Genomic DNA, 22,710 nt, shown 5'->3' with positions numbered 1-22,710 from the left:
TCTCAGGGGCCTCCGGGCTTGAGGCCGTCCTCATCAGAACCGTCCCCCAGACAGGGCGTACTGGGACCTGGCCTTCAGCTTGGCGCGCTGAACGGCCGCCGACTCCTCGTTCTCACTGGAGGCGATCCAATCGCGAATCGCGTTGGCGCTGATGCGAACGACCGAGCCGACACAGCGTATCTCGCGAGGCGCGCGCCCCTCAGAGCGCATCTTGTAGTACGTCGGCGTCGAGATGCCAAAGCGACGACAGAACTCCGGGATCGAGATTGCCCCCGCTAGATCAGGGTTAGCGACTTCCTTGATTGAATTCATTGGCCTAAGCTCCGTTTTATCAACAGAGCTAAAGGGTAGCCCGGCTTCGCCCGCACTATTAGCCCCGCGCGCTAAGCGCGCGGGGCTAATCTTAAAAGATTATCGCTTCAGACAGGCGTTGGACGGCCCTCTCAATCGCCCAGGCCGTCGTGTCCGGCTGGCGAGCTTTGGCGTTCTTCACCCTCTTCCGTGCGGCCGCGAAGGTCTCATCGGCACGTTGAACCTCGAACGCCATCAAATCCATCGCCCGCGACTGATAAATGCCCGTTCGTTTGTCAGGGTAGGAACGTCGCAAGATACCAACAAACCGCTCATGTCGCCGCCTTGCTTCGGCTGGAGTTATTGTCCCTTCCTTCCTCTGCCTTGGGCCGCGATTGTGAAGGGCGTTGGCTGCAATCAGATCGGCGACTACGCCTAGGAAGTGGCGCGAAGGTTGCTCTGCTCGCAAGCACGCGACTAAATCGTCCCACGCATGGAGCTTGCCCGCTTCCTGACGCTTCGCTCCCCGCAAAACGGCCCGGTATTCTTCGCGCGAAATGCGCGGCATACTCGCGAGATAGCGGTGCAGATCATCGCGTGAAGCTGCGGTCAGGTTGCTCTCGGGCGCATCGTGGGGTTCGTAGTCCTGCTGCTGGATCCAATCAGTCATCGCGGCCAACTGAGCATTGCTTGGCTTCTCCACGCCCCACTTGGGCGGGGCGGCCGTCGGATACTCTGGCTGCGGCTCCTCGCCCAGAATGTAGCGCGTCACCGCTGCGCCTCCGTCAAGGGCACGACATTCGTCGGCGCCGTCATACCGAAACGCGGCCCACTGTTGCGGATCGCCTCGTCGCGATAGTCCTCGGTCAGGTGGCCATAATGGCGCTCCACCATGCGCGTGTCTCGGTGCCCTAGGTTCTCGGCCACGATCATCAGCGGCATCCCGTTCATCACCGCCAGTGAGGCCCACGTGTGGCGCAGCTGGTGGAAGCCGACGGCCGGGACGATCTTCGCCGCTGTGCAGGCGTCGCGCATGGGCCTTGCCTGATGCGACTTTGCCCACGCCGAGCCGTCCGCGTGCGCGAATATCAGGGCATCCGCCGGGCGGCCCGACGTGAGCGACCGGAAAAACGTTGCCGCCTCGTCGGTCAGGCGCACGTCGCGCGGCTTGCCGCTCTTGGATTCGCGAACGACGATGCGCCCACGCTGGAAGTCACCCACTCGCAGACGAAAAAGCTCGCCGTAGCGGCACCCGGTCAGGAGCGCGCCGTGCGCAAGGTCGCGGAAGCCGGACTCTTCATCGGCGGCGTTTATGAGTCGCTGGGCCTCGGCAACGGACAGGTGGCCGGGTCGGGCCACGTCTACCTTGTCGAACGGCTTCAGCCGCCGCCATGCCAAGTCGTCATTCACCCGCCCGTGCTCGAACGCACGGTTTAGCGCGGCCTTGAGCACAGTGGCGGTCCGATTGACCGTTGCTCGACGAGCACGGGCGTCGCCTGGCGTGGCCGGGGCCGGCCGATAGCGCTGCTCCCTGCCCTTTCGCGTGCGCAGCCGGGCGGGCGCGGCGGCCAGCGCGTCCCGCCACTGTACCAAGCGCTCGGTGGTCAGCTCTGCGACCTTGAGACTACCAAGCTGCGGCAGGATGAAATTGTCGGCGCGCCGCTCAGCGTCGCGGCCGGTTCGCCGCTCAGCCTTCAAGAACCTGACGTAGTCATCAACCACGTCGCGCACTGTCGGATGCCGGGGAGACGTGACGGCACCTCCCCTCGACGCCTCTGCAGCCCACTCGTGCGCCCGCCTCTGCACGTCCGCGTAGGACAGCACCGTCACACCGTCGGCCTCCCGGTAGTCGTCGGCAAGGCCCATCGTCTCCTTCTGGTAGGGGTTCTTGCCCTTCTCAACCGCCCCTAGGTAGCGTCTGACCAGCCACTTGCCCGGCGCATCGGCACGCCTCTTGCGGTATCCCAGATGAAGCTCGCCCGGCACCAGCGTTCGCCAGTATGGATCGTCCCCCTTCGGCAGCCTCGACCGCGCCGCCCTCGTCTCAAGTTTAGCGTCCCTCACAGTTCTCGCCACTTCCCTGATCTCCAGTGTCCCCGGCCAACCGGGTTAAAAATCAGGTTAATATACCAGGGCGCTCCCGCGCTAGCCCTTGCTACTCGCCCGCGCCGAAAAAATATTTACATCAATGCTTTAGTTGAGTTTACCGGAGCTAGCGGGGGCTAACCGAGGTGCCGAAACGCGGCCCTTTCACGGCGGTAACAGGGGTTCGATTCCCCTTGGGCGTACCAGATCTTTCAGGAAAACAAGAAGCCTCGCGGCAGCCGCCGAACTAGCAGCGGCTGGAACGGTGGCGCGGCGCATCGGTGAACCGGCGCACGCGCTGCCGTGCCGAGATTTCCCCTGGCGCCTGCTCGCGGCAATCTCCGGCCACTCATCCCTGGTCGTGCGCTACCTGCGGCCAGCGCTGTAACGCCGCGTGGCCACCCTCGGTCAGCGCGTAGACGCCGCGCTCGGCCCTGGCGAACCAGCCATAGACATTGTCCAATAGGATGCTGGCCGCGCGCGGCGAAATCGCTTTCAGATCGCGCGGGCGTTTCGGCCCGTCGGTCATGGCTGCGGCGCAGGCCAGCGCATCCTGCCGGTAGGCCGTCATGATCGGGGCTCGCGAGCCACCGCCGACCACCGGATCGCCGCGCCGGCGCCGGTGTTCCTCCATCAGCCGCGAGCGCCGCTTTGGATCGCGACGCGGCGGCAGAGCGGCCGGGCTGAGCAGCAATTCGACCTCCCCCTTGCCGCTGACAGCCAGAAGCCCGAAGCCGAGCCGCCGGCACAGCGCGCGAAAACGGCGGTCGTGCTCGCGGCCTTTGCCACGCGCCGACATGCGCGCCGCCAGCCACACTTCGTCGCATGCCGCGGCGCGATCGACACCTTGCAGCACCAGTTCGAGGTTGAACTGCAATTTCAGTTCGCAGATGACCAGCACAGGCGGCTCGCCGTCGCGCACCGCCACGATGTCGCAGTGCCCGACTTCGCCCTTGACCGTGAATTCCAAGCTCTCGAGAAACCGCTTCACCGGGATGTAGAGAGACGTTTCCTGCATCGCGCAGGCATAGCCGATTCGGATCGGGTCGGCACAGGGATCACCGAGAGGCCGACGCCTTGCGCTAAGCCGCCTTGAAACCCACTGTTTGCAAAGGCGGCCGTCAGGCAGGGCTCCGGCATGATAGTCCCGCCATAGCGCTCGACGATTTCCTTGGCGATGACCGACGTCGCCAGGGCCGAGCGCGACCAGTATTTCATCGCCTGTCTCGCGTTCAACAAGGCGCTCGCCGTGGCTGGGACGGCACAATCGACAGCGTAAGACCCGAGATCCGTCGACGCCAAGACCGGTCCACGGTTGGCCACACAATGATGAGCGCGTGTGTTTTGAGGCTAGGGGCGGGTGCGCGTCCGGCGCTGCCCCGGTGCGGCATCGTCCGCCTTGAAATGCATCTCGTCCTGGACCGCGGCAAAAAACCGGCGGACATCGTTGGCCGCCGAAGCTGCATCGCTGCCGGCCGCGACTGCCTTGTCGAGGAGTTCGCGCGCCGTGGCCTTCCAGAACGACGTGGCCGTGTCGCCGTGCAGTCTGCCCAGCCTTGCGGCGACCTCGCGCACCAGCACGGTCTGCCGATCTAGCGGGAAGGTACGCACATTGGCTGAAGACATGTTCTGCACCATGAAACCGACGCAACGAATCAGACGCTGCTCTATGGCTCATGCCTAGCTGTGAAGTCGGAAACGGAACCTTAACGCCGCGGAGTCCGCGCCGATTGGAACGAGTCGGTTGGCCCGGCCTCCAGACCAAGCAGAACTCTAGACCCTCAGGCCCCTCGCCTCGCCGGCGCGCTTGGCCGTAACCATCATGTCCCTGGCCAGCAGGCCACTGACCCGGCAAAACGCCATGAAGGCGCGCCATGCGTCCTCAGTCCTGACCACATCCACCGTGGCCCCGAAACAGGCATTGAACGCCGCTTCATAGACCTTGCCCTGTCGCTTCTTTGGCCAGTCATGCAGGATATCCAGCGCCTGTTCGACGCTGTATATTTCCTCTACCGGCAGCCCGGGCGCGGGCGCGATGCGCACCGGCACCTCGAATTGCAATCTGTCCATTCTATATCTCCCGAACTGGCGTCGACCACAGCAACGCCGTTCGTCGTCAAAAGTTGCTTTGGCTGCTTTTGCGCGAAAATGTGTCGTCAGTGCGATCTCGGCATTTGTAGCGCGCAAAATCGTTTGGCACCTCCGCGCAACTTCACTTGGCATCAAAAGGGCGGCGCGAATAGCCCTTCAACGGCCATTCACGCCGGCGTTAAGGCAGCGGTGAGGGCGGCGCGCATCCACTTGGCGGTGTCTGGGTTGCGGCAGTAGGCGGCGGCATCCAACGCGCGGTTGACCATCTCCTCCGTCACCGCCCTTTCCTTCACGCCCAAAGGGGCGGCTGGCGCCAGCCGCGCGATGAAATCGCCCCACACAAAGCTATCCCGCCATTGGGCCTCGCCAACGCCGCACACGAAGACGAACAGCGCCTTTTGCTCGGCTGGATGGATTTCCCAATCCGGATCGTTCTCCACGACCTGGACGATCTCCCAGTTGTCACTTGGCGTCAGCTCAGCACCGTCCTGGGTTCCCTCAGTCGCCACACGCCATTTCGCCCAATAGTAGCCGGGTTTTAGAGGGATCTTCGGCGCACCTTCGCCAGCGGGAATGCTCATCTGCGTCTCCTACCTTCTGGCTAACCTTTTGCCATCGTGGGGACGGCGGCGGTACCTGTGCAATTGCACAGGTTTTATTCGCTCGCGCCGGTCTGACCCTTAAGTGCCCGCGAGATGATCGCCAGCTCGGTGTCCATCGGGACGAGAGCCTGCCGCTTCTCGCGATAGGTCGCGTCGATCGGCTTCAGCTTGGCCTCTAGGACGCGGATCTCGGCGATGATGTCGTCCATCTGCTTGCGCAGCGGTTCGACGTCGGTGGTGGACATCCGCTCTCGCTCGGCGCGCAGAGCGTGAAAGCGAGTGCGCATGTCGTTGTGATCGAAATTGTACGTGGTCTTCATGATGAGCCTATCCCCTATGCCAGTGTCAGAACGCCGGCGGAGCCGTCGAAGTCGATGGTGAAGCTGTTGCCGTTGACCATGGAGAGGTCCGAGCCGTAGTCGAGATATCCGATCAGCTCCTTGTTCGTGGCAGTGTCGTTATAGAGAACGACGTACCGGAACGGCCCGACAGCCCCGGTCGCACTCAGTACGAGGTCCGTCAGTACGAGCTTGTATGTGCCCCCCGTCTGCGCCGACGTCGAGGTCGTCACGGCTCTGGAGGACACGTTGGCGTAGCTGATCTCCGTCAGGTTGGAGAGCTGCGAGTTCCCCGCCACGGGAGCGTTTGCTGCCGCGCAGAGCGCGACCTTGATGGCATCCGATCCGAGGTTGTGGACCTTCTCGGCCAGTGCCTCAGAGAAAGAGTTGAACTTGTTAAATGCGACCATGATGGTCTCCTGTGTAGGGTGAGGTCTACTGGAATGACATGCCGACTATGTTCACTAATTGCCCGCTGTCCGCTGCGGTGAAGTCTCGACCGGTGTTGTTCTCGGTCGTGGGTATGGAGAAGACGTTCAGGCAGCCACTCTGATCGTTAAGTTGGTCCGTCACATCGCGGATTGGCGTGTCCACTCCGTTCCACGAGCTGCTGTCCAGCGACGGCGTGCCGGACCGACCGGTGTCGATCGCTATGAGAGCCAGCCCGGTGGTCTTGACCTCCAGATCAGTCAGGGTCGCAGATGCACTTGCGCCGGCGGTTACGCTGTCGACAGGCGTGCTGCTGGCCGGGAACAGGCGGTACGTCGCGATCGCGCAGTTCTGGGTTCCATTACTGAAGGTGACGACGAAGTTGGCCGTCGTCCCAGTGGGTTCGACGATATAGAACCAAGCTAGGGTTGCTTGACCGGTGCCGCCGCCGGTGACGGCTGGTCCTGGCGTCATGGCGTTGCCATTGCAGGTGACGCCCGAGACGGACCGAGGAGTGCCAATGCTCGACGGGCGCGACTGGACGGCTATGGCTATCACCCGACCGGCGCCAGCTGCGCCGACGTTCTTGGCATTGAACGTGTAGACGGTGAGGTTGGAGTTATCGAGCGTGTAGCCCTCGAAGCTGTAGGTCATTGTCGAGACGAATGTGAGGCCAACGGCGATGCCTGTTAGCGCAAACGAGCCCGTCCCGGCCGAGATCGACAGAGCGTTGCTGAGGCCCACGGCGTTGCCCGTGATAATGTACGAGCCCGTCCCGACCGGCATGGTGACCTTGAACGCCACAGGATTGAACGCCAGCAGGTAGTTCGCGACGGTCGCGACGATGCCTCGGGACAGGCCCACGTCGTGACCTGTGATTACGAATGATCCGGCCGACACGGCAGTGAAGGCCACCTGAAGCTGATACGCCTGCCACTCGCGATATCCGTCCCGTTCCGCGCCGAACCGCACCCATCCCGACGAGTTGCCGGCAAACGACGCCACAGGAACAGAGAACGATGTTCCGGATAACCCGCTGTGGGTCGTCAGCACCGTCGTGCCCGATGGGTCCAGCACTTCGAGGACCGTCGTCTGACCAGCCTCTGAACCCTCCGTTGCATCGGTCCACGATGGCAATGGCGACAGCTCGATCAGGCGGTTGCGCTCCGACCAGGTGGCCGCCAGATCGGCGATGCCGTTCGAGGTGACGAGGCCGGCCCCGATGTCGTTGAGCTTCCCGCCCGCCGGCCGCAGCGGCCGGATGGCACGGCTGTCGAACGCCACCGTGTCGGTCGGCGCCGCCGCCGCGTCCAGGGTGTCGATCCCGGTGACCGTCAGCAGCTTTACCGAGACATCGTCGCCGGCCGTGTAGATCTCGAAATCGGTGTTCGAGATGTCGTCGAAAAAGACGATTGAAGCGCCGCTGGAATGGGCGTGGGGCACCGTGTCGAGGAAGCCCCTGGCAATGGTGAGCGTGTTGCCAACGATGGCGTCGATCCGGACAATCTCGTCGGTCAGCGGCGTCGCACCGTTGATGATCGCCAGAGTGCCCAGCTCGACGATGTCGAAGTCGATCGCGCCGGTCACCGTGATCTCGGTCGCGTCAATCGCGACATCGCCGTCGAGGAACGCACCAGGTGCGAAATCAAGAGGCGTGCCGGCCTCGGCATAGCCGGAGCCGGCGTCGACCTCGATCAGCGCATTTGTGGCGTCAGGCGTCGGTGAGGCACCCGCGATCTGAAGCACGCCGGCATCGGGATTGCTGGCGAGCGTGGCGGCCAGGTCGGAAGGCCCCATCATCTGCAGCAACTCGCGGTAAGGCATCTCGGCGACCATCCTGGGCGAAACCGGCAGAGGCTCTTGAGAAGGCGGCTCCCAGCCACCGCCCGACGTGCCATCGTCGACCAGCGCCGCCGCCGGCAGCTTGAAGACGTCCTGGACAAGACCGAGGCCGATCTTGTTGCTGCGACCGTCACCGAAGCGCTGGTTGGCGACGCGCATGACCTCGCCCGAAAGTCTGTGGCGTGCGGAGACGATCCTGAATGGGTCGCCAGGGTTGAGGACCGAAGCGTTGCGGTTGGCAACGATGCGCCCACTGATCAGGCCAGAGCCGAGGGCTACCACATCCCTTTGAGCTACGCGTATCGCAAGCGCCGGTACGTTGATGCCGGGATAATCCCGCGTCGCCGGCGGCTGCACCTTCGTGGCCTGCATTGCCTGGGCGGTGTTGGTAACACGATGGGCGCCGACCTTGCGCTTTTCGCGGTTGTTGTATTTGACCACGACAGAGCTGATCGCCTCCGAGGGCTGCCGGCGCTTGATCTCGGTGAATTCGACGATGTCGTCTTCCGTCAGGATCGGGATCAGGTCGAGGTCGTAGTCGTCCCGCACGGGCTTCAGGACGAACTTTCCGGTTTTGCGCGAGCCGTAAAGGTATGCGTCGGCGCAAGACAGCACCGCCGTCGTAATGAACTCCTGGATCTCTTCTTCGCGGTACCATTTAAGGCTGAGACCAAATCCCTCGTTGAAGAAGGTGTCAGCCGCGTAGCTGAAGCTGGTGTCGTCGATGTCGTCATCGTGCCAGCCAAGGCCCCACACGGGGTCGGTCAGGCACTCCCGGATGATGTGAGCCGGGTTCATATCGTAGAAGCGGATCAGCGCTCCCGGCGTCATTGCGCTGTCCAGCGTGCCGGAGCCGAAGATGAGCAGATGGACGCCAGTGTCCTCGCCCGGTGTTGTATCCCCTGGCGTCGTATCGAACTGGGTAAGCACGTGGTCGACGCTGCCTGCTCCGAACACGCGGAAGCTGTAGACGGAGATATCGTCCATGCTGGCCAGCGTCTCCAGCGCACCCGGGACGCCCGAGAAGACGTCGTCAACCTGGTCGTCATCATCCGAGATGATGATGATGCACGGCGTCTTCTTGGTATCCGTGCCGTCGAAATAGGACGGTGCGCTGGCGAGGCCGGCTTCGAAGTTCGTTCCATTCTCGCTCGCCGTCGTCAGGGCCGTGACCCAGTCGTACAGTGCATCGAAGTCCGCCGCCTTGCAGTTCCGGCGCTGTATGCTTGACCTGACGCTGGCACCGAATGACACCATGCGAACGTCGTACTTGATGAGCACGTTATCATCGTCACCGTAGGCCGCGCGCATGGTGTCGATCGCGCCTTGAACGGCGTGCTTGAGTGCGTTCAGCCGAACGCCGACCACGCTGTCGGAGGTGTCGAGTGCGAAATAGAACGCGAGGTTGTCGGTGGTCGTTGCCTCGGCCGGGATCGCGGCCTTCTCCGGATACCATTGCTCGCTGCCGTCCGAGCGCTTTAGGATGCGCTGGACGCGAAATTCCCATGGTTTGATGTAGTTCGACGTGCCGAGATAGACCTGCCGCAGCACAACCGTGAAGACACCGCGGAACGCCGAGATTTTCTCGCTGAGCTTCGCCTGAAGGTAGTCGTTGCGCGGCTGGTCGGGCGCGCCCATGCAGATATCGATATCGCCGGAAATGCCGCCTTCGCTCTGGTCGCCGCCAAAGAGCTTGGGCTTGTTGATCGTGATCCGACCGCCGGCCGCTCTGCCCTTCCATGCCTGTTTGTCGCCGACCGTCACGCGCAGCAAATAGTCGGGCACGCCGTGACAGACGCTCAGCTGCATGCCGAGCGAGTATTTATAGCCGAGCACCTGGCGCGGACCGAAAAAGCCGTAACGCCGCGCCCCCTTGATCGCACGTTTGCCCAGGTCGCCATGCCAGGTCGAGTTCGGGCTCTGGTCATCATTGGTGCCGAAGAACACCGGAATAGAGCGGCCTTCTTCAGCCGTCGGCGCGTTGAAATCCTCAAGCGACTTTGGCTTCGCATTCTGCGGCTTAGGCGCAAATATCAGCTGGAGCGCGTATGAGGCGATCGCGAGGATTATGTTCCAAAACATCAGGTGATGCTCTGGGAGAACGGGTTGACGTCAGCCATGAACTCGAAGCCGCCATATTCAAGGTTGTTGTCGAACTTTTCGCAGCCGGTCGGGCCGCTGCTGAGATCGCAGCCTGGAGCAATGAAGACGGCTGCAGATCCGTGGGCGGCCACCTCTTCGGCCAGCCCTTCGATACCGCTGGCGATCAGAGTGAGCTGGTCGCCGTCATGATCGCCTACCCAGCCGTAGAGGCCGTCGAAAATGACCAGGCCGCCTTTAAACCATTGGTCGGTTTCCGCAGCGGCCTCGGCGACGGTGAGGAGCAGGCCGCCTGTCACCGCCGAAACGGTCGCCGGGATCTTCCAATCATCGACGTTGAGGTTGCAACCGGTGAAATAGAGGGCATGCCGGCATGGGCGCATATACTGGGCGCGGCAGCCTGTCCGGCGCATCGAAGTAGAGGCGAGTTCGACCGTGACTTTGATGTTGAGCTTCTGATCCACCGTGTCGACGACACGCCCTTTCCAGAAGACCTCCAGCTCACCGTCCGGATCCGTGTGGTGCCCCCGCCAGATCGTCACAGTGACGACTTCGCTGCCCGGCTTTTGCAGGGTTCGGGCATAGTCGTCGGACAGCGGAAAAGTGATGTCGACCGAGTTCCGCTCGATGTTGCCGGTCTGCTCGATCTCCGTGTGCGCGATTGCCGATTTGAACCATTTCTGTGGCGTCCCGGTTTCCTCGGGATCGGCCATGATCGGCTCGGCGTCGGACGTGAAGCGCCGTTTGGCGACGCCGTTGTTGAACAGATAGAGGAAGTATGGCTCGCCGTCGTCGACCGAGGCCTCGGGTGTGTCGTAGCTCACGCCGGCACCTCCATGACCGGAACAGACAGCGTGGCGACCAGCGGTCCGCGACCGGAGGCCGGAAAGTTGAAGGTGACCGCGTCGGCGTCCAGGCGCACCTTGCTGAGGTAGCAGAACCACAGGATCTGCACGGCGCTGACGGCAGCGCCAAGGCTGGTGTTCAACGTCACCTCGTCGGTGTCGCCCACGCGCACCGCGCCCACGATCTGCCGGAAATAGCGGGTGCCGTTCTTCAGCTCGATCATGACGTGGCGGCCGAGGTAGCCCGCCGGCAGCGCCGCCCGCTTGATAGTGACGACGGTGTCGGCCGCGCCGATCGGCGCCATGAGCTTCATGTCGGAGTTGAAGGTCGGTAGCCAGAACGGCTTCTGCTTGCCGTTGCGGGCATGCACCCAAACGCGGCGCCGCCAGACCGCAGCTGCTCCCAGCTCGAGGAAGGCAATGCTCTGGCCGTAGTCGACATATTCGCGCTGGCGCTCGAGCATGACCAGGCCGAAGCCGTTGTCCTGGTATTCGCCTGCCTGGATGATGTTCTCGGAGATGTCGGAGACGCGCGCGGTCGGCTCGGTCAGCACGTCTATGGATTGGTATTGCGGATAGCCGGCGTCGCCCTCCAGCTTGACATTGTCCTCGACCTGGAAGCGCGCGGTCACCTCGATCACCAGCTTGCCACGGCTGATGCTGAAGCCCTCGACCGTCCGAGCGACGCGGACCGGCACGACCGTAGGCGTGGTGAAGTCGGCGCCGATCGGCGCCAGCAGCGTGACGCTGTCGACCTCGACTGCGGTGATCAGGGCCAGCGCATAATTGTCCGCGCTCTGCCAGACGATCAGCCGACCGCCTGCGCGCCAGTCGCCGGCCGTCGTGTCGATCGAGATCTCCGTGTCGACCGCCGAAACATCGCCGGCCAGGCGGATGCCTTCCCACCAGATCGGAAGGCAGACCTGAGTGCCGGCTCTGCGACGAGCGAAGTCACTGGCCTGGCTGAACTCCGCCGGATCTAGCTTGACCGTGTAGCGCGGGTTCTGGCGCGGTGCCTTGCGCAGCGCCAGGCGCTGCTCCTCGGTGTAGGACGGCATCACTTCGGACAGGGTTTCCAGCGTGTCGCTGGCGCCGATCAGCGGGCGGAACGGCCATGGCTCGTAAAGCATCACCATCTCCGGTGAGGCGAGATCCGGCGCGCCGGCATCCAGGTTGCCGGTCGACAGGTGATGGATCAGCCCAAGGTGCAGCGACGGCAGGTCAGGCGTGCCCGCGTCGAGATTGCCGGTTGAGAGGGCAACGGTCGCCATGCGTCAGGCCGGGCCTGGTATGCCGATGTCGAACGCCGGCAGTGTGAAGGTGTCGCCATTGTTGACCGCCAGCACCGCGTCCAGGGCCTTGGTGGCGAGCAGCCGCGAGTTGACCGTGTCGACCAGAGCCCAATGCGAGGCGTTGCCGTTGGCACTGACAGCCCCGTTGGTGATCGCGGAAACAGTCACCTTGCGGCCGGACGGCGTGCGGGCGGCAAGCGCGCCGATCGTCGGCGTGTTCTTTGTGCCGAGCGAGGCCGTGAGCGTCGCGGCATAGTCTGCCGGCTCCGACGAACAGATATGCAGACGGTTGGCGTTGGCGACGATCACCGCCAGGCCGCTGTCGAGGACGAGTGAGTTCAGATAGGACATGGAAAAACTCCTCCCAGCAGGCCGGTGTAAATGTTGCTCCAGGCAGTTCGACTCCTGGGCGTTTTTCTGTTGAGATGGTTGAAACGGAGGACTTGAAGATGAGCGACGAAGTAAAGCCCGATGCGGCGGAGCCGCAGCTGGTGCGGGTCAAGCCTAATACCGACGTGTTTGTGGGCTCGCTTGCGCACTACGCCAACAATGGCATCGGAGTGTCGGTAACAGTCCTTTCTCAGGGCGTGCTGATCAGCGGCCAGGTGATGTCCAATGTCGATTTCTTCAAATGGACCGAACAAAAATGGGGTGAGGCGACGCCACAAGGAGGTGACGCCGAAACGGCTGAGTTGGTACGGACGACGCTGAAAGGGCACGCCGAAAGTACGGCTCAGATCATGAAGGAGAGGAATGCCGAGGGCGGAGCAGATCCCGACAATTTCGAATTCCCGGTCTATCTTCATTTGCGCGACGTGCGGATCATGATCCCTGGTGCCCTTCACGCGATCAAATGCGAGGCTTGGCGTTCCCGGATGGATCAAATCGCTGGTTTCACAATTGGCCAGATGACCGACGAATAGCTGATCGTTCATGGACCAGCTCCGTTGCGACGGTTCACGACTGCAACGGTGTTGTGGCCGTCTTCCGACATCATCCACCGCTTGATGTCGCTGCCGTCGTTCAGGTTGATGATTTTGGCTTCGAGCTTCAGCTTGTCGGCGATCGAATTGACGATCCCTTCGATATGGCTGCGCGCCAGGCCGCCAGAGGAGCCGCCGCCAGGGGCATTGCCGTTCGCCGCCCTGGGCGCCCGCAGCGGCTGATGGTTGACGACGCCGAGGCGACCGTCCGGGCCGCGCTGGAGGGGCATGACCGCTTCTTCGCCGTCCTCGCCCAGGACGCCGGTGCGGCCGGCTGACATCGGGAAATAGGTGGGCGATGAGAACACGTCGCCGCGAGCAAATGGCACCACGTTGCCCCGTGAGAATGCGGCGCCGTTGGCGAACAGGCCCAAGCCCAACGCGCCCGACGCAAAGTCGGCCTGTACTCCAGCTGAGAAGGAACCAATACCGCCGCCGCCACCGAACAGCCCTCCGAACATGTTGAACAGGCCGCCAAACCCACCGCCGCCCCCACCAGGCGCAGCCGGGAACTGGGTCAGTGCGCTTCCAAGCTTGCCGGCACCGCTGCCGAAGATGTCAAGGCCCTTTGCGGCCGCGCCGGTCGAAGACGCGAGGCTGGAAATCGCGCTGGTCGAGCCCGAGAGCGCTGAAGTCGCCGATGTAGCGGTGCCGCCGAAGCGCGATAGTGCCTCCTGGGCTCCGTTGAGGCGACCGGCGAAGTTGTGAGCACCTTCGGGATCGGCCCAGCTGAAGCCCTTCGGCCGCTCAAAGCCGGCGAAGGCGGATGTCGCGCCGCGAACGTCCGTGCTGCCCAGCAGCTTCTTTAGGGCCATGCCCTCGGACGACTGCAACTCCTTCCAGGCAAACTGCAACTGCGATTGGACGTTGCCGAGATTGCCTCGGCCGCCGATCGCGTTGAGCATGGATGGAGCGCGATCGTTCCACTGGAACAAGCCGAGCGCATTGCCACCGTCGCCGACGGCCGTCGGGTTGAAGGCGCTTTCTGCCTTCACATTGCCGAGAATGCCCGCAATCTGAAAAGGCTTCAGCCCCTTAGAGGCGAAGAAATTCCAGACCTGGCCGGCGACACCCCCGCCGGACGCAGCGCTTGCAATGGAGCCCGTCGATGCGGTGTCATTGCCGAAGCCCAGCGGCGAGCCGAGGCCGGAAAGAAGCTTCGCCGCCGTCGCGGCTGTATTCGGCCCGGCAATGCCACCCTGGCTGTTGGAGTTGGCCGCCGCCGGCGACCCGCTGAACAGGCTCTTGAACCAGCCGACGATGCCGCCATTGTCGTTGGCCGCGCCGGGAACGCCGGGCAGGCCTGGAATGCCGCCGATCGGCGACCCGTTGATGAAGACGCTCGCCGCCTGCACCTGCATGGAGGCGACGGCCTTCTGAGCGCCCAGCATCTGGCCAAGCACACCGCCGAAGCCGCCGCCCTTACCGCTGGTCGCTCCGTTGCCGAAGATGCCGAGATCCGCGATCGTTTTGAAATCACCGCCGGTCAGCCGGTTCTTCAGCGGGTTGGTCACCGCCATGTCGAACACGGTCTTGGCCAACTGCTGGCCGGCCTTCTCGATGGCATCCTCGATCGAGCCGCCGCTGAACAACGCGTCGCTGATGCCGTCGATGCCTTCGTTGACCGTCGAGAAGATGTCTTCCCAGGCGGCCTTGGTGGTCTTGAGCTGCTCGTTGTAGCGGATCTGCTGGGCGATCGCCGAGTTGGGGTCGTAGTCGAGGCCGGCGCCACGCATGGTCGAAGCGACGTTCTGCTCGGTGGGAGACCGGAACATCTGCTCGCGGTCGAACTGGAGCTGCTGCTGCAGGCTGGCACGCGCGGTTGCGTCGGCCAGCTCCGCCGCTGCGGCCGTGTTGGCGCGCATGGCCTCGGCCTCCTGGCCGTAGACATCGATGCCGAGCCTGCGGATCTCCTGCTCTGTTATCAGGGCAGCGATGATGCGGTCATGCGCCAGCTTGCTTTGGCCCACGAGTGCCAGCTCGGCGCGCTGGACCTCAAGATCCTCGACCTGGCCATGGATCGTGTCCCGCGCCTCCTGCAGAGCGCGCAGCTTGCCGTATTCGATCGCCTTCTGATGGATGCTGGCGATTTCGGCCTGATCGACGGCAACGTGGTTGCGCGCGGCCTCTTCCTGGACCTGAGCGAGCAGCTGGCTTTCGAGGCGATAGGCCTCCGTTGCTGCCGTGGTCTGTCCGACCAGATCGAGGTCCACTCTTGCCCCGGCAATGGTCTGCTGGAGCGAGCGCGCGCGCTGCTGCTGGGCCTCGTCGAGTTGATGCTGCGCCTGGGCGGCGGCCAAGGCCGCGGCGCTTTCCTCGCGCAGCTGCCGGACGGCAAAGCTTTCTCCCGTGATCGGCTTGGCCCGCTCGGCAGCTCGGGCAGCGTCGGCCAGCTCCTGCGGCGATCGCGCGCCGATCCGGCCGAGTGCGACCTCCTGATCGCGTTTAAGCTGATAGGCGGTCTCGGCGTTCTTGATCAGATCCGCCTGCATGGCGGCGCCTTGGCCAAAGTCCGGCCGGCCACCCCTGACGACAAGCGCATTGACCGCTGCCTGAGCGGCGGGAAGCGCCCTGGCTGCCAAGGCCGCTTCATCCGTCAGGCGGTGAAGTGCGAGCGCCTGACGTTCCAATTCCTGATTTGTCGGGTCGAGCTTCCAACGATCCTCGACCATTTTGCGGAAGCCGAGTACGTCGGGCGCGCCCCTGGCAATTGTGCCGCGAAGATAATCGATCTCGTCGCCAAACTGGGAGAATTCCGACTTGTTAACGACCCCAAACTGCGAGCCGCCTGCTAGGCCGTTGTCGTTTGCAATCATCCCCTTGGCAGCTTGCTGGGCGGCCTGGCTCAAGGAAGCCTTCAGTTCCAGCTCCGTCTGGACCGATTTGATTGCAAGCGCTCCAAACCCTTCGCTGGCATAGGTCTTGATCCCCGCCGTCGCGTCGCCCGCCCAGGCCTGTTTCAGGTCTTTGATGTTGGCTTCGTGATCCTTGAGAACGTCGTCGATCGAGCGAATGCTCTCGCGACTGACCGAGGCATAGGTGAGCAGAGCGGCCGTGCCGGCGATGATGCCCGTCGCCACCAGGCCCACCGGGTTGGAGAAGCTCACAAATGCAGCGGCACCGCTGATTAAGCTTGATGCGGCCGACTTGACGCCAGAGGCGATCCCGGCCAGCGAGCCGCGCAGGCCCTTAGGTCCGCTTTCGAGCGCGTCGTAGATCTGGCCCGCCTGCGAGGCAAAGATCATCATCGGCGGCGCGCCGAGGGCAAACATGGTGACGACGTCGTTGCCCTGGCGGGAAAGGTTGAGCAGCTGATTGGACGTCAGGCGCGCCGCACCGCCAACTGCGCCGAACGCACCGGCGGCCCGAGCCCCTTGTTGGCCCAACACCGTGTAGCGGTTGTTTAGGACTTCAAGTGCAGCCTCGTGCTCGTGACCGGAGATCGCGCCAACGCGGTGCGCCGCATTCAATTGGTCTAGTTCAGTCTCATACTGTTTCGAGGCGGCGTACAGCGGATTGAAGCGGGCGCGCAACTGATCCAGTTCGGCGCCGTAGGCGGCGATCTCAGAACCTCGATCCGGGACGATCGAGACCCGATTGACCATCGCCTGTGCTGCGCTCTTCTGCGCAGCGGCTACGCTACTAAGAGCGCTAACCTGGCTGTTCAGCGCGGCCGTCTCTCTCAACCGGGCATCGGTCGCCAATGAGGCGCTGATGGCTCCGACACGTTCGGCCTGGTTGATGGCTTCAACGGCCGCTTTGTGCCGCATCTGCGCCGCAAATAGGGGATCATAGCGCGCCCTGGTCCGGTCCAGCGCCGCGCCGAAGGCATCGATGTCGGCCGCGCGCTGCCGGTAGCCGGCGTCACTGGTCGGTTGCGCGGCTGCGACCATTGATTGGATCGCACCCTGTAGCTGGCGCTGGGCAGCGGCCTGGGCGGTGATCGCTTCGGTTGCCCCACGTGCCGACGCCACGACCTGGTCGTTTGCCGCCACCATGGCGGAAGCCGTCTGCCGCGCCTCCGCGCCGAGGGCCTTGACGCCGGCCGTCGTCTCGGCGGTCGCCGCCTTGGCGCCAGACGCTTCACCGGAGATGACGAGGGCGAGGTTCAGGCTCATTCGTCGATCTCGCCCATGGCTTCCAGCGCCGCGTGCTCCATCACGCAAATGTCGTCAAACAGCCGGCGCTCGTCGGTGCGGTTGCGGCGTGCAAAGACCGGCTTGGCCGAGGCGTAGTCGATGCCGAGCCAGATCAGGCGACTGCCTTCGCCGACGGCGACGGACACAGCCCGCCACTGGGTCTCGCAGCGGAGGAATGCCATCACCGATTGCCAGTTGATCCGCCACACGGCGATAGCCTCATCGTCATCATCTGCCTCGACCGTCACGCCGAGCTCGGCCCACTGCGCGACCAGGTCGCTGTCGATTGTCGTGGGTAGCTGAGGGTCGCTGCGGCCAGCGCGGGCGAACGCCCATTCCCGCGCGGCCGCTCTCAGTTTCCCTTTCGTGCCTCGTCGGGCGCCAGCGAGCGCCAATAGGCCTTGTAGAGCCCACGGCTGAACCAGGAGAACTGCAGGCAGGATTTTAGGGCATCGGTGCTGAAGGGCACGTCCTCGCCCTTGTCGTCGGTTACATCGCGCCAGTTCTGGCAAACCCGCAGAAGCTCCTCATGCTGGCGAGCCTGCCGCTCCTCGGGTGTCGGCAGCGCCTCGATCTCCTTGAGAAGGGCCGTGCCGTCGTCCGCACCCATGGCCTTGAACTGCATGGTGAAAGACTGGGTGACGGTCTTGCCGGGCTTGTCGGGTTCCGGGATCTGCACCTCGACCGGCCACCAATAGATGTGCTCGTCAATGATTTTGAACTTCATGCGAAGGGCCTTTCAAACGGGTTTAAAGGGGGCGGAAGTAGGGGCGCGAGCGCCCCTACTTGACCGTTATCTTCAGCTCGTCGTCGCCGGCATCGGTGCAGAGCATGAGCGGCAGCGAGTAGTTGATGATCTTCTGCGTCTGACCTTCAGTCGGGCGCCCGATCTCGACCGCCGGCGCGTCGAACATGACGATGTTGCCGGCGACCGTGCCGTGCTGGGCGGCGAGCGCTCCGCGCGTCCTTGCCTGGGCCAGCGCGAACCAGTTGGTCGTTGCCATCAGGCGCGCTTCGACCACGCAAGTGCCGCTCGGGTTGCGGTCGACGAGCTGTATGTTCTCGTCGCCGATCAGGAAGCGCGGCTCGACCTGGTTTCCAAGGTCGATCGCCACACTCTCGGCGACCGCAGCAGTGCCATGCAGCGACAGGGTGGTGTTGGCCTTGTTGACCGGCTTTGGCACCTGGAACGCGGTATAGACGGCGGCCGGCAGTGCGGCGTCGGTGATGGTTCCGAGCAGGCCGGTCAGGGTGAATGTGAAATGTGGGATCTGCTTTGGCGTCAGGTCGATCGTGACGTTGCCGCGCGCGCCAAGCAGGATGTGCCGGACCCCGTCATGGTTGAAATAGAGCGTCCCGGCCTCGAAGGCGCCCGAGATCGGATCATACTGGACGTCGACGCCGTCATCGATCGTTTCGGCCAGGCCGCACATCCGTAGCAGCACGCCGTAACCGGGAACATCTCCGGCCGCACCCGCACCGGCGATTTCAACCGCCCCGGATATCTGGGCATAGGTTCCGGTGAGGATAACGCCCTGCTGGCCGAGATAGGGCAGCATCAGGTCGCGCGACGCCTGGTCACCCGCCAGGGGCGTGATCGTCACGTTGTTCATCTGGATGGCATTGGCCGCGCCGGTCGGAACAGGGTCGACGCCATAGGTGACTTCGAGCTTCGCCAGGACGGCGAGTTTGCGGTAAAAGCGGGATGCCATGGTTATTTGCCTTTCCCAGCCGGACGCCCGGCGCCAGTGTCATCGGCCGGCTTGACAGCCGGCGTGCGGATCGGCGGCGTGGCCGGCTTGGCCGGTGCCTCCGGATTTGTGAACTCGCCATCGCGGACAAGCTTGCCCGTCGCCCGGTCGATGATGTGGCGGCCAGCCGGACGCGGATCGTAGGACTTGGTCATGGTTGCTCCTCGAGATAGTAGGCGGCGGCGAACAGTTCGCGCTGCCAGACGTTGCCGGACTTGGCCTTGAGCAGGTTTCCGGAAACATGGGTGATCGGGTCGCTGCCCAGGCCTGACGGCACGAAGCCCATCAGGGCACCGCGCACTTTGGCTTTCAGGGCCTCGATTTCCTCGGCAGCTGCAGCACCCGTGTTGTCCGAGACATTCCTGGTGACGATGATGACGGCGACATCGGCTTCGACGCGCTGCAGCACCGGCCCGGTCATGCGGGCGTTGTCTTCGCTCTGCTCTTCTTCAACCAGGACATAGGCGGCGGGCGTGGCTTTAGGCTCGCCGGCCAGAGCAGCGAACTCGGCGGCGCCGCCAACGATGCGGAACACCGGTGGGTCGATGTTGTCGAGAAGGCCCCGCAGCTCAGAAACGATGCTCATGGCCGTGCACCCGACGCCTGGTCGGCCTCGGCGCGGAAGGCGTCCTCGGCGACGTGCAGGATCTCGGCGCGGTCGCCATCGTTGAGGTAGAGCGCCTGGCGTGCGGGGATGGTGATGGTGTGCGCGCCGATCCTGACCCGCATCGTCTCCTTTCGCTTGGCCGACGCCTTGACGAAGCGCCGGCCGCGATTGGTCTTGCCAAGGTGGATGTCCTGCTCGCGGGCAGGCATCTGGATCGTGGCACCGAGGAACTGCGCGGCGGCATAGGCGACGTTGGTGCCGACCGCTGCGGTGTTGTCGGTCGCTTCGCCGGTGATCGAGCTGTAAAGGCGGTTCTTGACCCGCAGCATGTGCCCGTAACCGCGCTGGCTGCGACCAATGCGCTTCGCGGCCGTGCGCGGGCTCAGGCGCGGCCATTTTCCTTCCGGACCGGTCTCGGTCTCGAAATGGCGCTGCACCGCAGGCACCAGGTAGGCGGCGATCGCTTCCATGATGGCCCTGGGCGCCGTCGCTACGCGCTCGATGCGATCGAGGGTGGCAAGCACCTGCTGGTCGACGACGCGGAGCTGGATGCCTTCTGCGGCCATCACATGCCCCTCAGGCTGTGGCGGGTGAAGACGCGGTTCGGCTCACTGGTCTTGATGGCGCCGCCGCCGGCCTGCTCCGGGATCTCGCCGCCATCGTCGATCGCGACCAGCCCTTTGGCGACGTCCTTCAGCCAGGCGATCGCGTTGTTGTAGTTGCGGGTGACGATGCTGTCCTTGTCGGCGGCCTCGCCGTGCAGGAAGTAGCGCGCGACGTCCGCCGCGACCTTGACCAGGACAGACGGCACCACTGAGAGGGGCAGCCCATACTTCTTGCTGATGTAGCCGTCGATCACGCCGTCCGCGTCGGCCAGCGCGCGACCGACGACGATATCGTCTATCGTCGTCGGCGGCACGTTGGTCCGGTCCGTGAGCTGGATCAGCTCGGTGGCGCCGAAGCGGTCGACCAGATCCTGTTTGACGGCGTAGCTCATCAGGCGCCCGCCACGAAAAGCCAGATGAAGTAGGCGAGCCACACCAGGAGTGTCGCGGCCGAGGCGGCCGAAAAGCGAACCAGCGCCAAAACGACCGCGCGCAGCTGATAGGAGACGCCGTCGTCGGCGCTCGGCCAAAAGATCGCGCCGGCCCAGATCAGGACCGAAAGCGTCAGCGGCACAAGCCAGATGGGCAGGACGACGTGCACGGTCAGATCAGCTCCACGACCAGGTTGGGTTCGGCGAAGATGGCCTCCAGTTGCTCGGGGCCTTTGAACGCTCCGAGCTGATGCTCGACCGGCGCCTTGGAATGGGGGATGCCGGCGCGGCGGAAGCCGTCGAGCTTGGAGCGGATGCGAAGGCCGGAAGGCAGCTCGTCGCCGTGCTCTGCCTTCCAGGCGTTGAGCGCGGCCGACATGCGGGGAAACCTGCTGCGGAACTCGGCTTCCGTGTCCAGGTGCTCGCCTTGGCCGGCGAGCGCATCGAGCGCGTCGTCCAGTCGGGCATTCCCCTTGGCCGCCGCTTCGGCCAGCGCCAGGGCCTCGGCCTCCGCTTCCGCTTCCGCCTTGGCGTCCGCCTCGGCTTTCAGCCGCGCCGCCGCTTCCGCCAGCGCCTCGGCCTCCGCTTCCGCTTCCGCCTTGGCGTCCGCCTCAGCTTTCAGCCGCGCCGCCGCTTCGAGCTGGCGCAGGTCCTCGGCGGACTTGTCGCGCGCGGAGCCGGCCGGATCGCCGGCTCCGCCCTGGTCGCTCTGCTCGCGGGTATCGGTCCCCGTCGCCGCCCCCGACGACGGGGCATCCTGGCCTTGTGCAGCTTCCGCCGCTTCCAGGCCGGATGTTTCCTTGGGAGCGTCAGCCACCATTTTTGGAGCCTTGGCCTTCGCTTCGCGCAACGCTTTCGCCATCGTTCAATCCTCGTTTTCGGGTCTTTGAAAAGGAGCCTGGTGGCTGCTTTTCGAAAACCCGCCGGCCGGAGCCGGCAGGATCTTCGGCAGGTCCGCGGTCAACCAGGTGGAGATCGGTGCAGCCCGGAGAAGTGCTGCGGATCGAAGTGGCGGCTAAGGTGACGCAGCAGCGTAAAGCGCCCGGCCGACACGGCGAGAGCGAAGAGCACAAGTGCCACGACGACCATCAGCAGGGCGACGGACACGATCCGCATGACATCGGCGACTACGGCGTTGGTCAGCATGGTACCGGCGTCGACAGTGGCGACGGCCGGCGCGTGCCGGAAGAAGTCGTCGGCCATGCTCAGGCCAGTCAGTGGTGCGAGAATGAGAGCGGTGGCGATGCCGATGCTCAAGAACAGTAGAGATCGAAAAAGCTTCATTGGATTTCCTCAGAGGGTTTGCGGAGGTTCCAACTGTTCCGAAAAACCTGCCGGCACCCGTTGGGCGGTGCCGACAGGCAAAGGGTCAAACCGGCTGTGATCAGCCGAGCTGCGGAACGACCACCACTTCGGAGGCCTTGAACCAGATGTTGCTGTCACCGCCGTTGATCAGCTGCGCCTCAACCACCTGCTTCGCATCTGCTTCCAAAGCCTGGGGAACGATGAGCTTGGCCGGGCGGATGTTGATGATCTGGCCATTCTTCTTGCGGATCGCACCCAAGGCATCGCGGGCCGCCTTGAAGTTGGCCGGCGTAAGCGTGGCCTTGGACATATGAGCGAGGTGCCAGAGGCCGAAGCCTGCGTTGCAGCGACCGTCGACGCCGTAGAGATACTGGCCCTTCATGAAGACGTTCGGGTCCGTCTCCTTGTCCATCGGCACAAGCTTGAAGGGCTTGCGCTTCTGGAACACCATGGGCTGGATGACCCTGGTGTCATCGACCAGATACCAGGCCGGGCCGGCGCCATCGGTGAAATTCGACACGGAGGTTTCGCCACCGTTTTCGTCGAAGCCGGGATGGTCGGTGTCGAAGAAGTTCTGGCCATCGTAGCAGAGCGTCGTGCTGCCCAGTTTCCATAGCGGCCAGACCAGCTGGTCGGGGAACTCGGCCGCGTCCTGACCCATCTGGGCGGATATGGTCGTATAGAAGCCGAACTGATCGTCCTCGATCGAGGATCGCTTCACGCCTACGGTGCCCTCGAACTCCTTGTTGCGGATGATGTAGGTCGAGGCCGACAGGTCGTGGACAAGGCGGTCGCCGATCCATTCGCGGATGCCGGGCAGATCGTCCATGCGCGGATATTCATTCATGGCCGTGCTCGACGGCACATCCATGGCGACCGTCCGGTACTGGGTCGGGGTGGATGCGAGCCGCGCATTGAACGCGGTGCTGAGCCCCGTGTAGACGCTGCGCAGCGTGGAAGCATTAATGTCCATT

General features: G+C 63.9%; 26 protein-coding genes. 1 reads left to right on the top strand and 25 read right to left on the bottom strand.

The window, feature by feature from the left end; translation table 11 throughout:
* Positions 1-33: 33 nt before the first annotated feature.
* From NKI10_RS26360 to NKI10_RS26300, 13 genes are all read right to left on the bottom strand, one after another.
* The gene (locus NKI10_RS26360) at positions 34-312 is read right to left on the bottom strand and encodes a helix-turn-helix transcriptional regulator (RefSeq protein ID WP_352862271.1); all 279 of its coding nucleotides are present in this window, start codon (positions 310-312) and stop codon (positions 34-36) included.
* Positions 313-403: 91 nt separating this feature from the next.
* Entirely contained in the window at positions 404-1,063 is a 660-nt protein-coding gene (locus tag NKI10_RS26355) for a hypothetical protein (protein ID WP_352862270.1), read from the bottom strand.
* Entirely contained in the window at positions 1,060-2,277 is a 1,218-nt protein-coding gene (locus NKI10_RS26350) for a tyrosine-type recombinase/integrase (RefSeq protein ID WP_352862269.1), read from the bottom strand. Before NKI10_RS26350 ends, NKI10_RS26355 begins: the two co-directional genes overlap by 4 nt.
* 448 nt (positions 2,278-2,725) lie before the next feature.
* Entirely contained in the window at positions 2,726-3,394 is a 669-nt protein-coding gene (locus NKI10_RS26345; RefSeq protein ID WP_023688243.1) for a DUF2161 domain-containing phosphodiesterase, read from the bottom strand.
* Between the two features lie 332 nt (positions 3,395-3,726).
* The gene (locus NKI10_RS26340; RefSeq protein ID WP_023725693.1) at positions 3,727-4,002 is read right to left on the bottom strand and encodes a DUF6074 family protein; all 276 of its coding nucleotides are present in this window, start codon (positions 4,000-4,002) and stop codon (positions 3,727-3,729) included.
* Positions 4,003-4,149: 147 nt separating this feature from the next.
* A complete protein-coding gene (locus NKI10_RS26335; protein WP_023688240.1) occupies positions 4,150-4,446 on the bottom strand; it encodes a DUF982 domain-containing protein in 297 nt (98 codons plus the stop codon).
* Positions 4,447-4,634: 188 nt separating this feature from the next.
* Positions 4,635-5,048 (bottom strand): hypothetical protein, encoded by a 414-nt coding sequence (locus NKI10_RS26330; protein ID WP_023750245.1) that lies wholly within the window; start codon positions 5,046-5,048, stop codon positions 4,635-4,637.
* Between the two features lie 74 nt (positions 5,049-5,122).
* Positions 5,123-5,389 carry a hypothetical protein gene (locus NKI10_RS26325; protein WP_023750246.1) on the bottom strand — a complete coding sequence of 89 codons (267 nt, stop codon included), beginning with the start codon at positions 5,387-5,389 and terminating at the stop codon, positions 5,123-5,125.
* Between the two features lie 14 nt (positions 5,390-5,403).
* The gene (locus NKI10_RS26320) at positions 5,404-5,817 is read right to left on the bottom strand and encodes a hypothetical protein (RefSeq protein WP_023750247.1); all 414 of its coding nucleotides are present in this window, start codon (positions 5,815-5,817) and stop codon (positions 5,404-5,406) included.
* A gap of 25 nt (positions 5,818-5,842) precedes the next feature.
* Positions 5,843-9,760, bottom strand: coding sequence for a phage tail protein (locus NKI10_RS26315; RefSeq protein ID WP_352862268.1), 3,918 nt, complete (start codon positions 9,758-9,760; stop codon positions 5,843-5,845).
* A complete protein-coding gene (locus NKI10_RS26310; protein WP_023750249.1) occupies positions 9,760-10,602 on the bottom strand; it encodes a baseplate hub domain-containing protein in 843 nt (280 codons plus the stop codon). Before NKI10_RS26310 ends, NKI10_RS26315 begins: the two co-directional genes overlap by 1 nt.
* Positions 10,599-11,894 (bottom strand): hypothetical protein, encoded by a 1,296-nt coding sequence (locus NKI10_RS26305; protein WP_023750250.1) that lies wholly within the window; start codon positions 11,892-11,894, stop codon positions 10,599-10,601. Before NKI10_RS26305 ends, NKI10_RS26310 begins: the two co-directional genes overlap by 4 nt.
* A gap of 3 nt (positions 11,895-11,897) precedes the next feature.
* Complete coding sequence (locus NKI10_RS26300; protein WP_023750251.1) at positions 11,898-12,266, bottom strand: hypothetical protein; 369 nt, start codon at positions 12,264-12,266, stop codon at positions 11,898-11,900.
* 98 nt (positions 12,267-12,364) lie between these two features.
* Here NKI10_RS26300 and NKI10_RS26295 point away from each other — a divergent pair, with 98 nt between their 5' ends.
* Positions 12,365-12,838 carry a GvpU-like protein gene (locus NKI10_RS26295; protein WP_156936492.1) on the top strand — a complete coding sequence of 158 codons (474 nt, stop codon included), beginning with the start codon at positions 12,365-12,367 and terminating at the stop codon, positions 12,836-12,838.
* 8 nt (positions 12,839-12,846) lie between these two features.
* Here the strand turns inward: NKI10_RS26295 and NKI10_RS26290 are convergent, their stop codons facing one another.
* From NKI10_RS26290 to NKI10_RS26235, 12 genes are all read right to left on the bottom strand, one after another.
* On the bottom strand, positions 12,847-17,016 hold the full coding sequence (locus tag NKI10_RS26290) for a phage tail tip lysozyme (RefSeq protein ID WP_352862267.1): 4,170 nt from the start codon (positions 17,014-17,016) through the stop codon (positions 12,847-12,849).
* The gene (locus NKI10_RS26285; protein WP_198022614.1) at positions 17,013-17,432 is read right to left on the bottom strand and encodes a DUF1799 domain-containing protein; all 420 of its coding nucleotides are present in this window, start codon (positions 17,430-17,432) and stop codon (positions 17,013-17,015) included. Before NKI10_RS26285 ends, NKI10_RS26290 begins: the two co-directional genes overlap by 4 nt.
* Positions 17,390-17,764: a hypothetical protein gene (locus NKI10_RS26280; RefSeq protein ID WP_023750255.1), complete on the bottom strand. Its 375-nt coding sequence runs from the start codon at positions 17,762-17,764 to the stop codon at positions 17,390-17,392. Before NKI10_RS26280 ends, NKI10_RS26285 begins: the two co-directional genes overlap by 43 nt.
* A 55-nt stretch (positions 17,765-17,819) precedes the next feature.
* A complete protein-coding gene (locus NKI10_RS26275) occupies positions 17,820-18,749 on the bottom strand; it encodes a phage tail tube protein (RefSeq protein ID WP_023750256.1) in 930 nt (309 codons plus the stop codon).
* Positions 18,750-18,751: 2 nt separating this feature from the next.
* Positions 18,752-18,943, bottom strand: coding sequence for a hypothetical protein (locus NKI10_RS26270; RefSeq protein WP_023750257.1), 192 nt, complete (start codon positions 18,941-18,943; stop codon positions 18,752-18,754).
* Positions 18,940-19,374, bottom strand: a complete 435-nt coding sequence (locus tag NKI10_RS26265; RefSeq protein ID WP_023750258.1) for a phage tail terminator protein — start codon at positions 19,372-19,374, stop codon at positions 18,940-18,942. Before NKI10_RS26265 ends, NKI10_RS26270 begins: the two co-directional genes overlap by 4 nt.
* Positions 19,371-19,961, bottom strand: a complete 591-nt coding sequence (locus NKI10_RS26260) for a phage virion morphogenesis family protein (RefSeq protein ID WP_023750259.1) — start codon at positions 19,959-19,961, stop codon at positions 19,371-19,373. Before NKI10_RS26260 ends, NKI10_RS26265 begins: the two co-directional genes overlap by 4 nt.
* On the bottom strand, positions 19,961-20,392 hold the full coding sequence (locus tag NKI10_RS26255; protein ID WP_352504413.1) for a gp436 family protein: 432 nt from the start codon (positions 20,390-20,392) through the stop codon (positions 19,961-19,963). The genes NKI10_RS26260 and NKI10_RS26255 overlap by 1 nt, the downstream gene beginning before the upstream one ends.
* On the bottom strand, positions 20,392-20,601 hold the full coding sequence (locus tag NKI10_RS26250) for a hypothetical protein (protein WP_023750261.1): 210 nt from the start codon (positions 20,599-20,601) through the stop codon (positions 20,392-20,394). The genes NKI10_RS26255 and NKI10_RS26250 overlap by 1 nt, the downstream gene beginning before the upstream one ends.
* A 2-nt stretch (positions 20,602-20,603) precedes the next feature.
* Entirely contained in the window at positions 20,604-21,293 is a 690-nt protein-coding gene (locus tag NKI10_RS26245; protein WP_352504412.1) for an HI1506-related protein, read from the bottom strand.
* Positions 21,294-21,391: 98 nt separating this feature from the next.
* Complete coding sequence (locus NKI10_RS26240; protein WP_023750263.1) at positions 21,392-21,715, bottom strand: hypothetical protein; 324 nt, start codon at positions 21,713-21,715, stop codon at positions 21,392-21,394.
* A 100-nt stretch (positions 21,716-21,815) separates the two neighbouring features.
* Positions 21,816-22,709 (bottom strand): Mu-like prophage major head subunit gpT family protein, encoded by an 894-nt coding sequence (locus tag NKI10_RS26235; protein ID WP_023750264.1) that lies wholly within the window; start codon positions 22,707-22,709, stop codon positions 21,816-21,818.
* Position 22,710 lies beyond the last annotated feature (1 nt).

The sequence above is a fragment of the Mesorhizobium sp. M0802 genome, assembly GCF_040320115.1.
Classification (GTDB): Bacteria; Pseudomonadota; Alphaproteobacteria; order Rhizobiales; family Rhizobiaceae; genus Mesorhizobium.
This window is presented reverse-complemented; position numbering and strand designations above follow the sequence as displayed.

Bases quoted from the DNA above. Each gene is read 5' to 3' on its own strand.
- NKI10_RS26360 (WP_352862271.1), bottom strand. From the start codon at position 312: ATGAATTCAATCAAGGAAGTCGCTAACCCTGATCTAGCGGGGGCAATC.
- NKI10_RS26345 (WP_023688243.1), bottom strand. From the start codon at position 3,394: ATGCAGGAAACGTCTCTCTACATCCCGGTGAAGCGGTTTCTCGAGAGC.
- NKI10_RS26340 (WP_023725693.1), bottom strand. From the start codon at position 4,002: ATGTCTTCAGCCAATGTGCGTACCTTCCCGCTAGATCGGCAGACCGTG.
- NKI10_RS26335 (WP_023688240.1), bottom strand. From the start codon at position 4,446: ATGGACAGATTGCAATTCGAGGTGCCGGTGCGCATCGCGCCCGCGCCC.
- NKI10_RS26330 (WP_023750245.1), bottom strand. From the start codon at position 5,048: ATGAGCATTCCCGCTGGCGAAGGTGCGCCGAAGATCCCTCTAAAACCC.
- NKI10_RS26325 (WP_023750246.1), bottom strand. From the start codon at position 5,389: ATGAAGACCACGTACAATTTCGATCACAACGACATGCGCACTCGCTTT.
- NKI10_RS26320 (WP_023750247.1), bottom strand. From the start codon at position 5,817: ATGGTCGCATTTAACAAGTTCAACTCTTTCTCTGAGGCACTGGCCGAG.
- NKI10_RS26315 (WP_352862268.1), bottom strand. From the start codon at position 9,760: ATGTTTTGGAACATAATCCTCGCGATCGCCTCATACGCGCTCCAGCTG.
- NKI10_RS26305 (WP_023750250.1), bottom strand. From the start codon at position 11,894: ATGGCGACCGTTGCCCTCTCAACCGGCAATCTCGACGCGGGCACGCCT.
- NKI10_RS26300 (WP_023750251.1), bottom strand. From the start codon at position 12,266: ATGTCCTATCTGAACTCACTCGTCCTCGACAGCGGCCTGGCGGTGATC.
- NKI10_RS26295 (WP_156936492.1), top strand. From the start codon at position 12,365: ATGAGCGACGAAGTAAAGCCCGATGCGGCGGAGCCGCAGCTGGTGCGG.
- NKI10_RS26290 (WP_352862267.1), bottom strand. From the start codon at position 17,016: ATGAGCCTGAACCTCGCCCTCGTCATCTCCGGTGAAGCGTCTGGCGCC.
- NKI10_RS26280 (WP_023750255.1), bottom strand. From the start codon at position 17,764: ATGAAGTTCAAAATCATTGACGAGCACATCTATTGGTGGCCGGTCGAG.
- NKI10_RS26275 (WP_023750256.1), bottom strand. From the start codon at position 18,749: ATGGCATCCCGCTTTTACCGCAAACTCGCCGTCCTGGCGAAGCTCGAA.
- NKI10_RS26270 (WP_023750257.1), bottom strand. From the start codon at position 18,943: ATGACCAAGTCCTACGATCCGCGTCCGGCTGGCCGCCACATCATCGAC.
- NKI10_RS26265 (WP_023750258.1), bottom strand. From the start codon at position 19,374: ATGAGCATCGTTTCTGAGCTGCGGGGCCTTCTCGACAACATCGACCCA.
- NKI10_RS26260 (WP_023750259.1), bottom strand. From the start codon at position 19,961: ATGGCCGCAGAAGGCATCCAGCTCCGCGTCGTCGACCAGCAGGTGCTT.
- NKI10_RS26255 (WP_352504413.1), bottom strand. From the start codon at position 20,392: ATGAGCTACGCCGTCAAACAGGATCTGGTCGACCGCTTCGGCGCCACC.
- NKI10_RS26245 (WP_352504412.1), bottom strand. From the start codon at position 21,293: ATGGCGAAAGCGTTGCGCGAAGCGAAGGCCAAGGCTCCAAAAATGGTG.
- NKI10_RS26240 (WP_023750263.1), bottom strand. From the start codon at position 21,715: ATGAAGCTTTTTCGATCTCTACTGTTCTTGAGCATCGGCATCGCCACC.
- NKI10_RS26235 (WP_023750264.1), bottom strand. From the start codon at position 22,709: ATGGACATTAATGCTTCCACGCTGCGCAGCGTCTACACGGGGCTCAGC.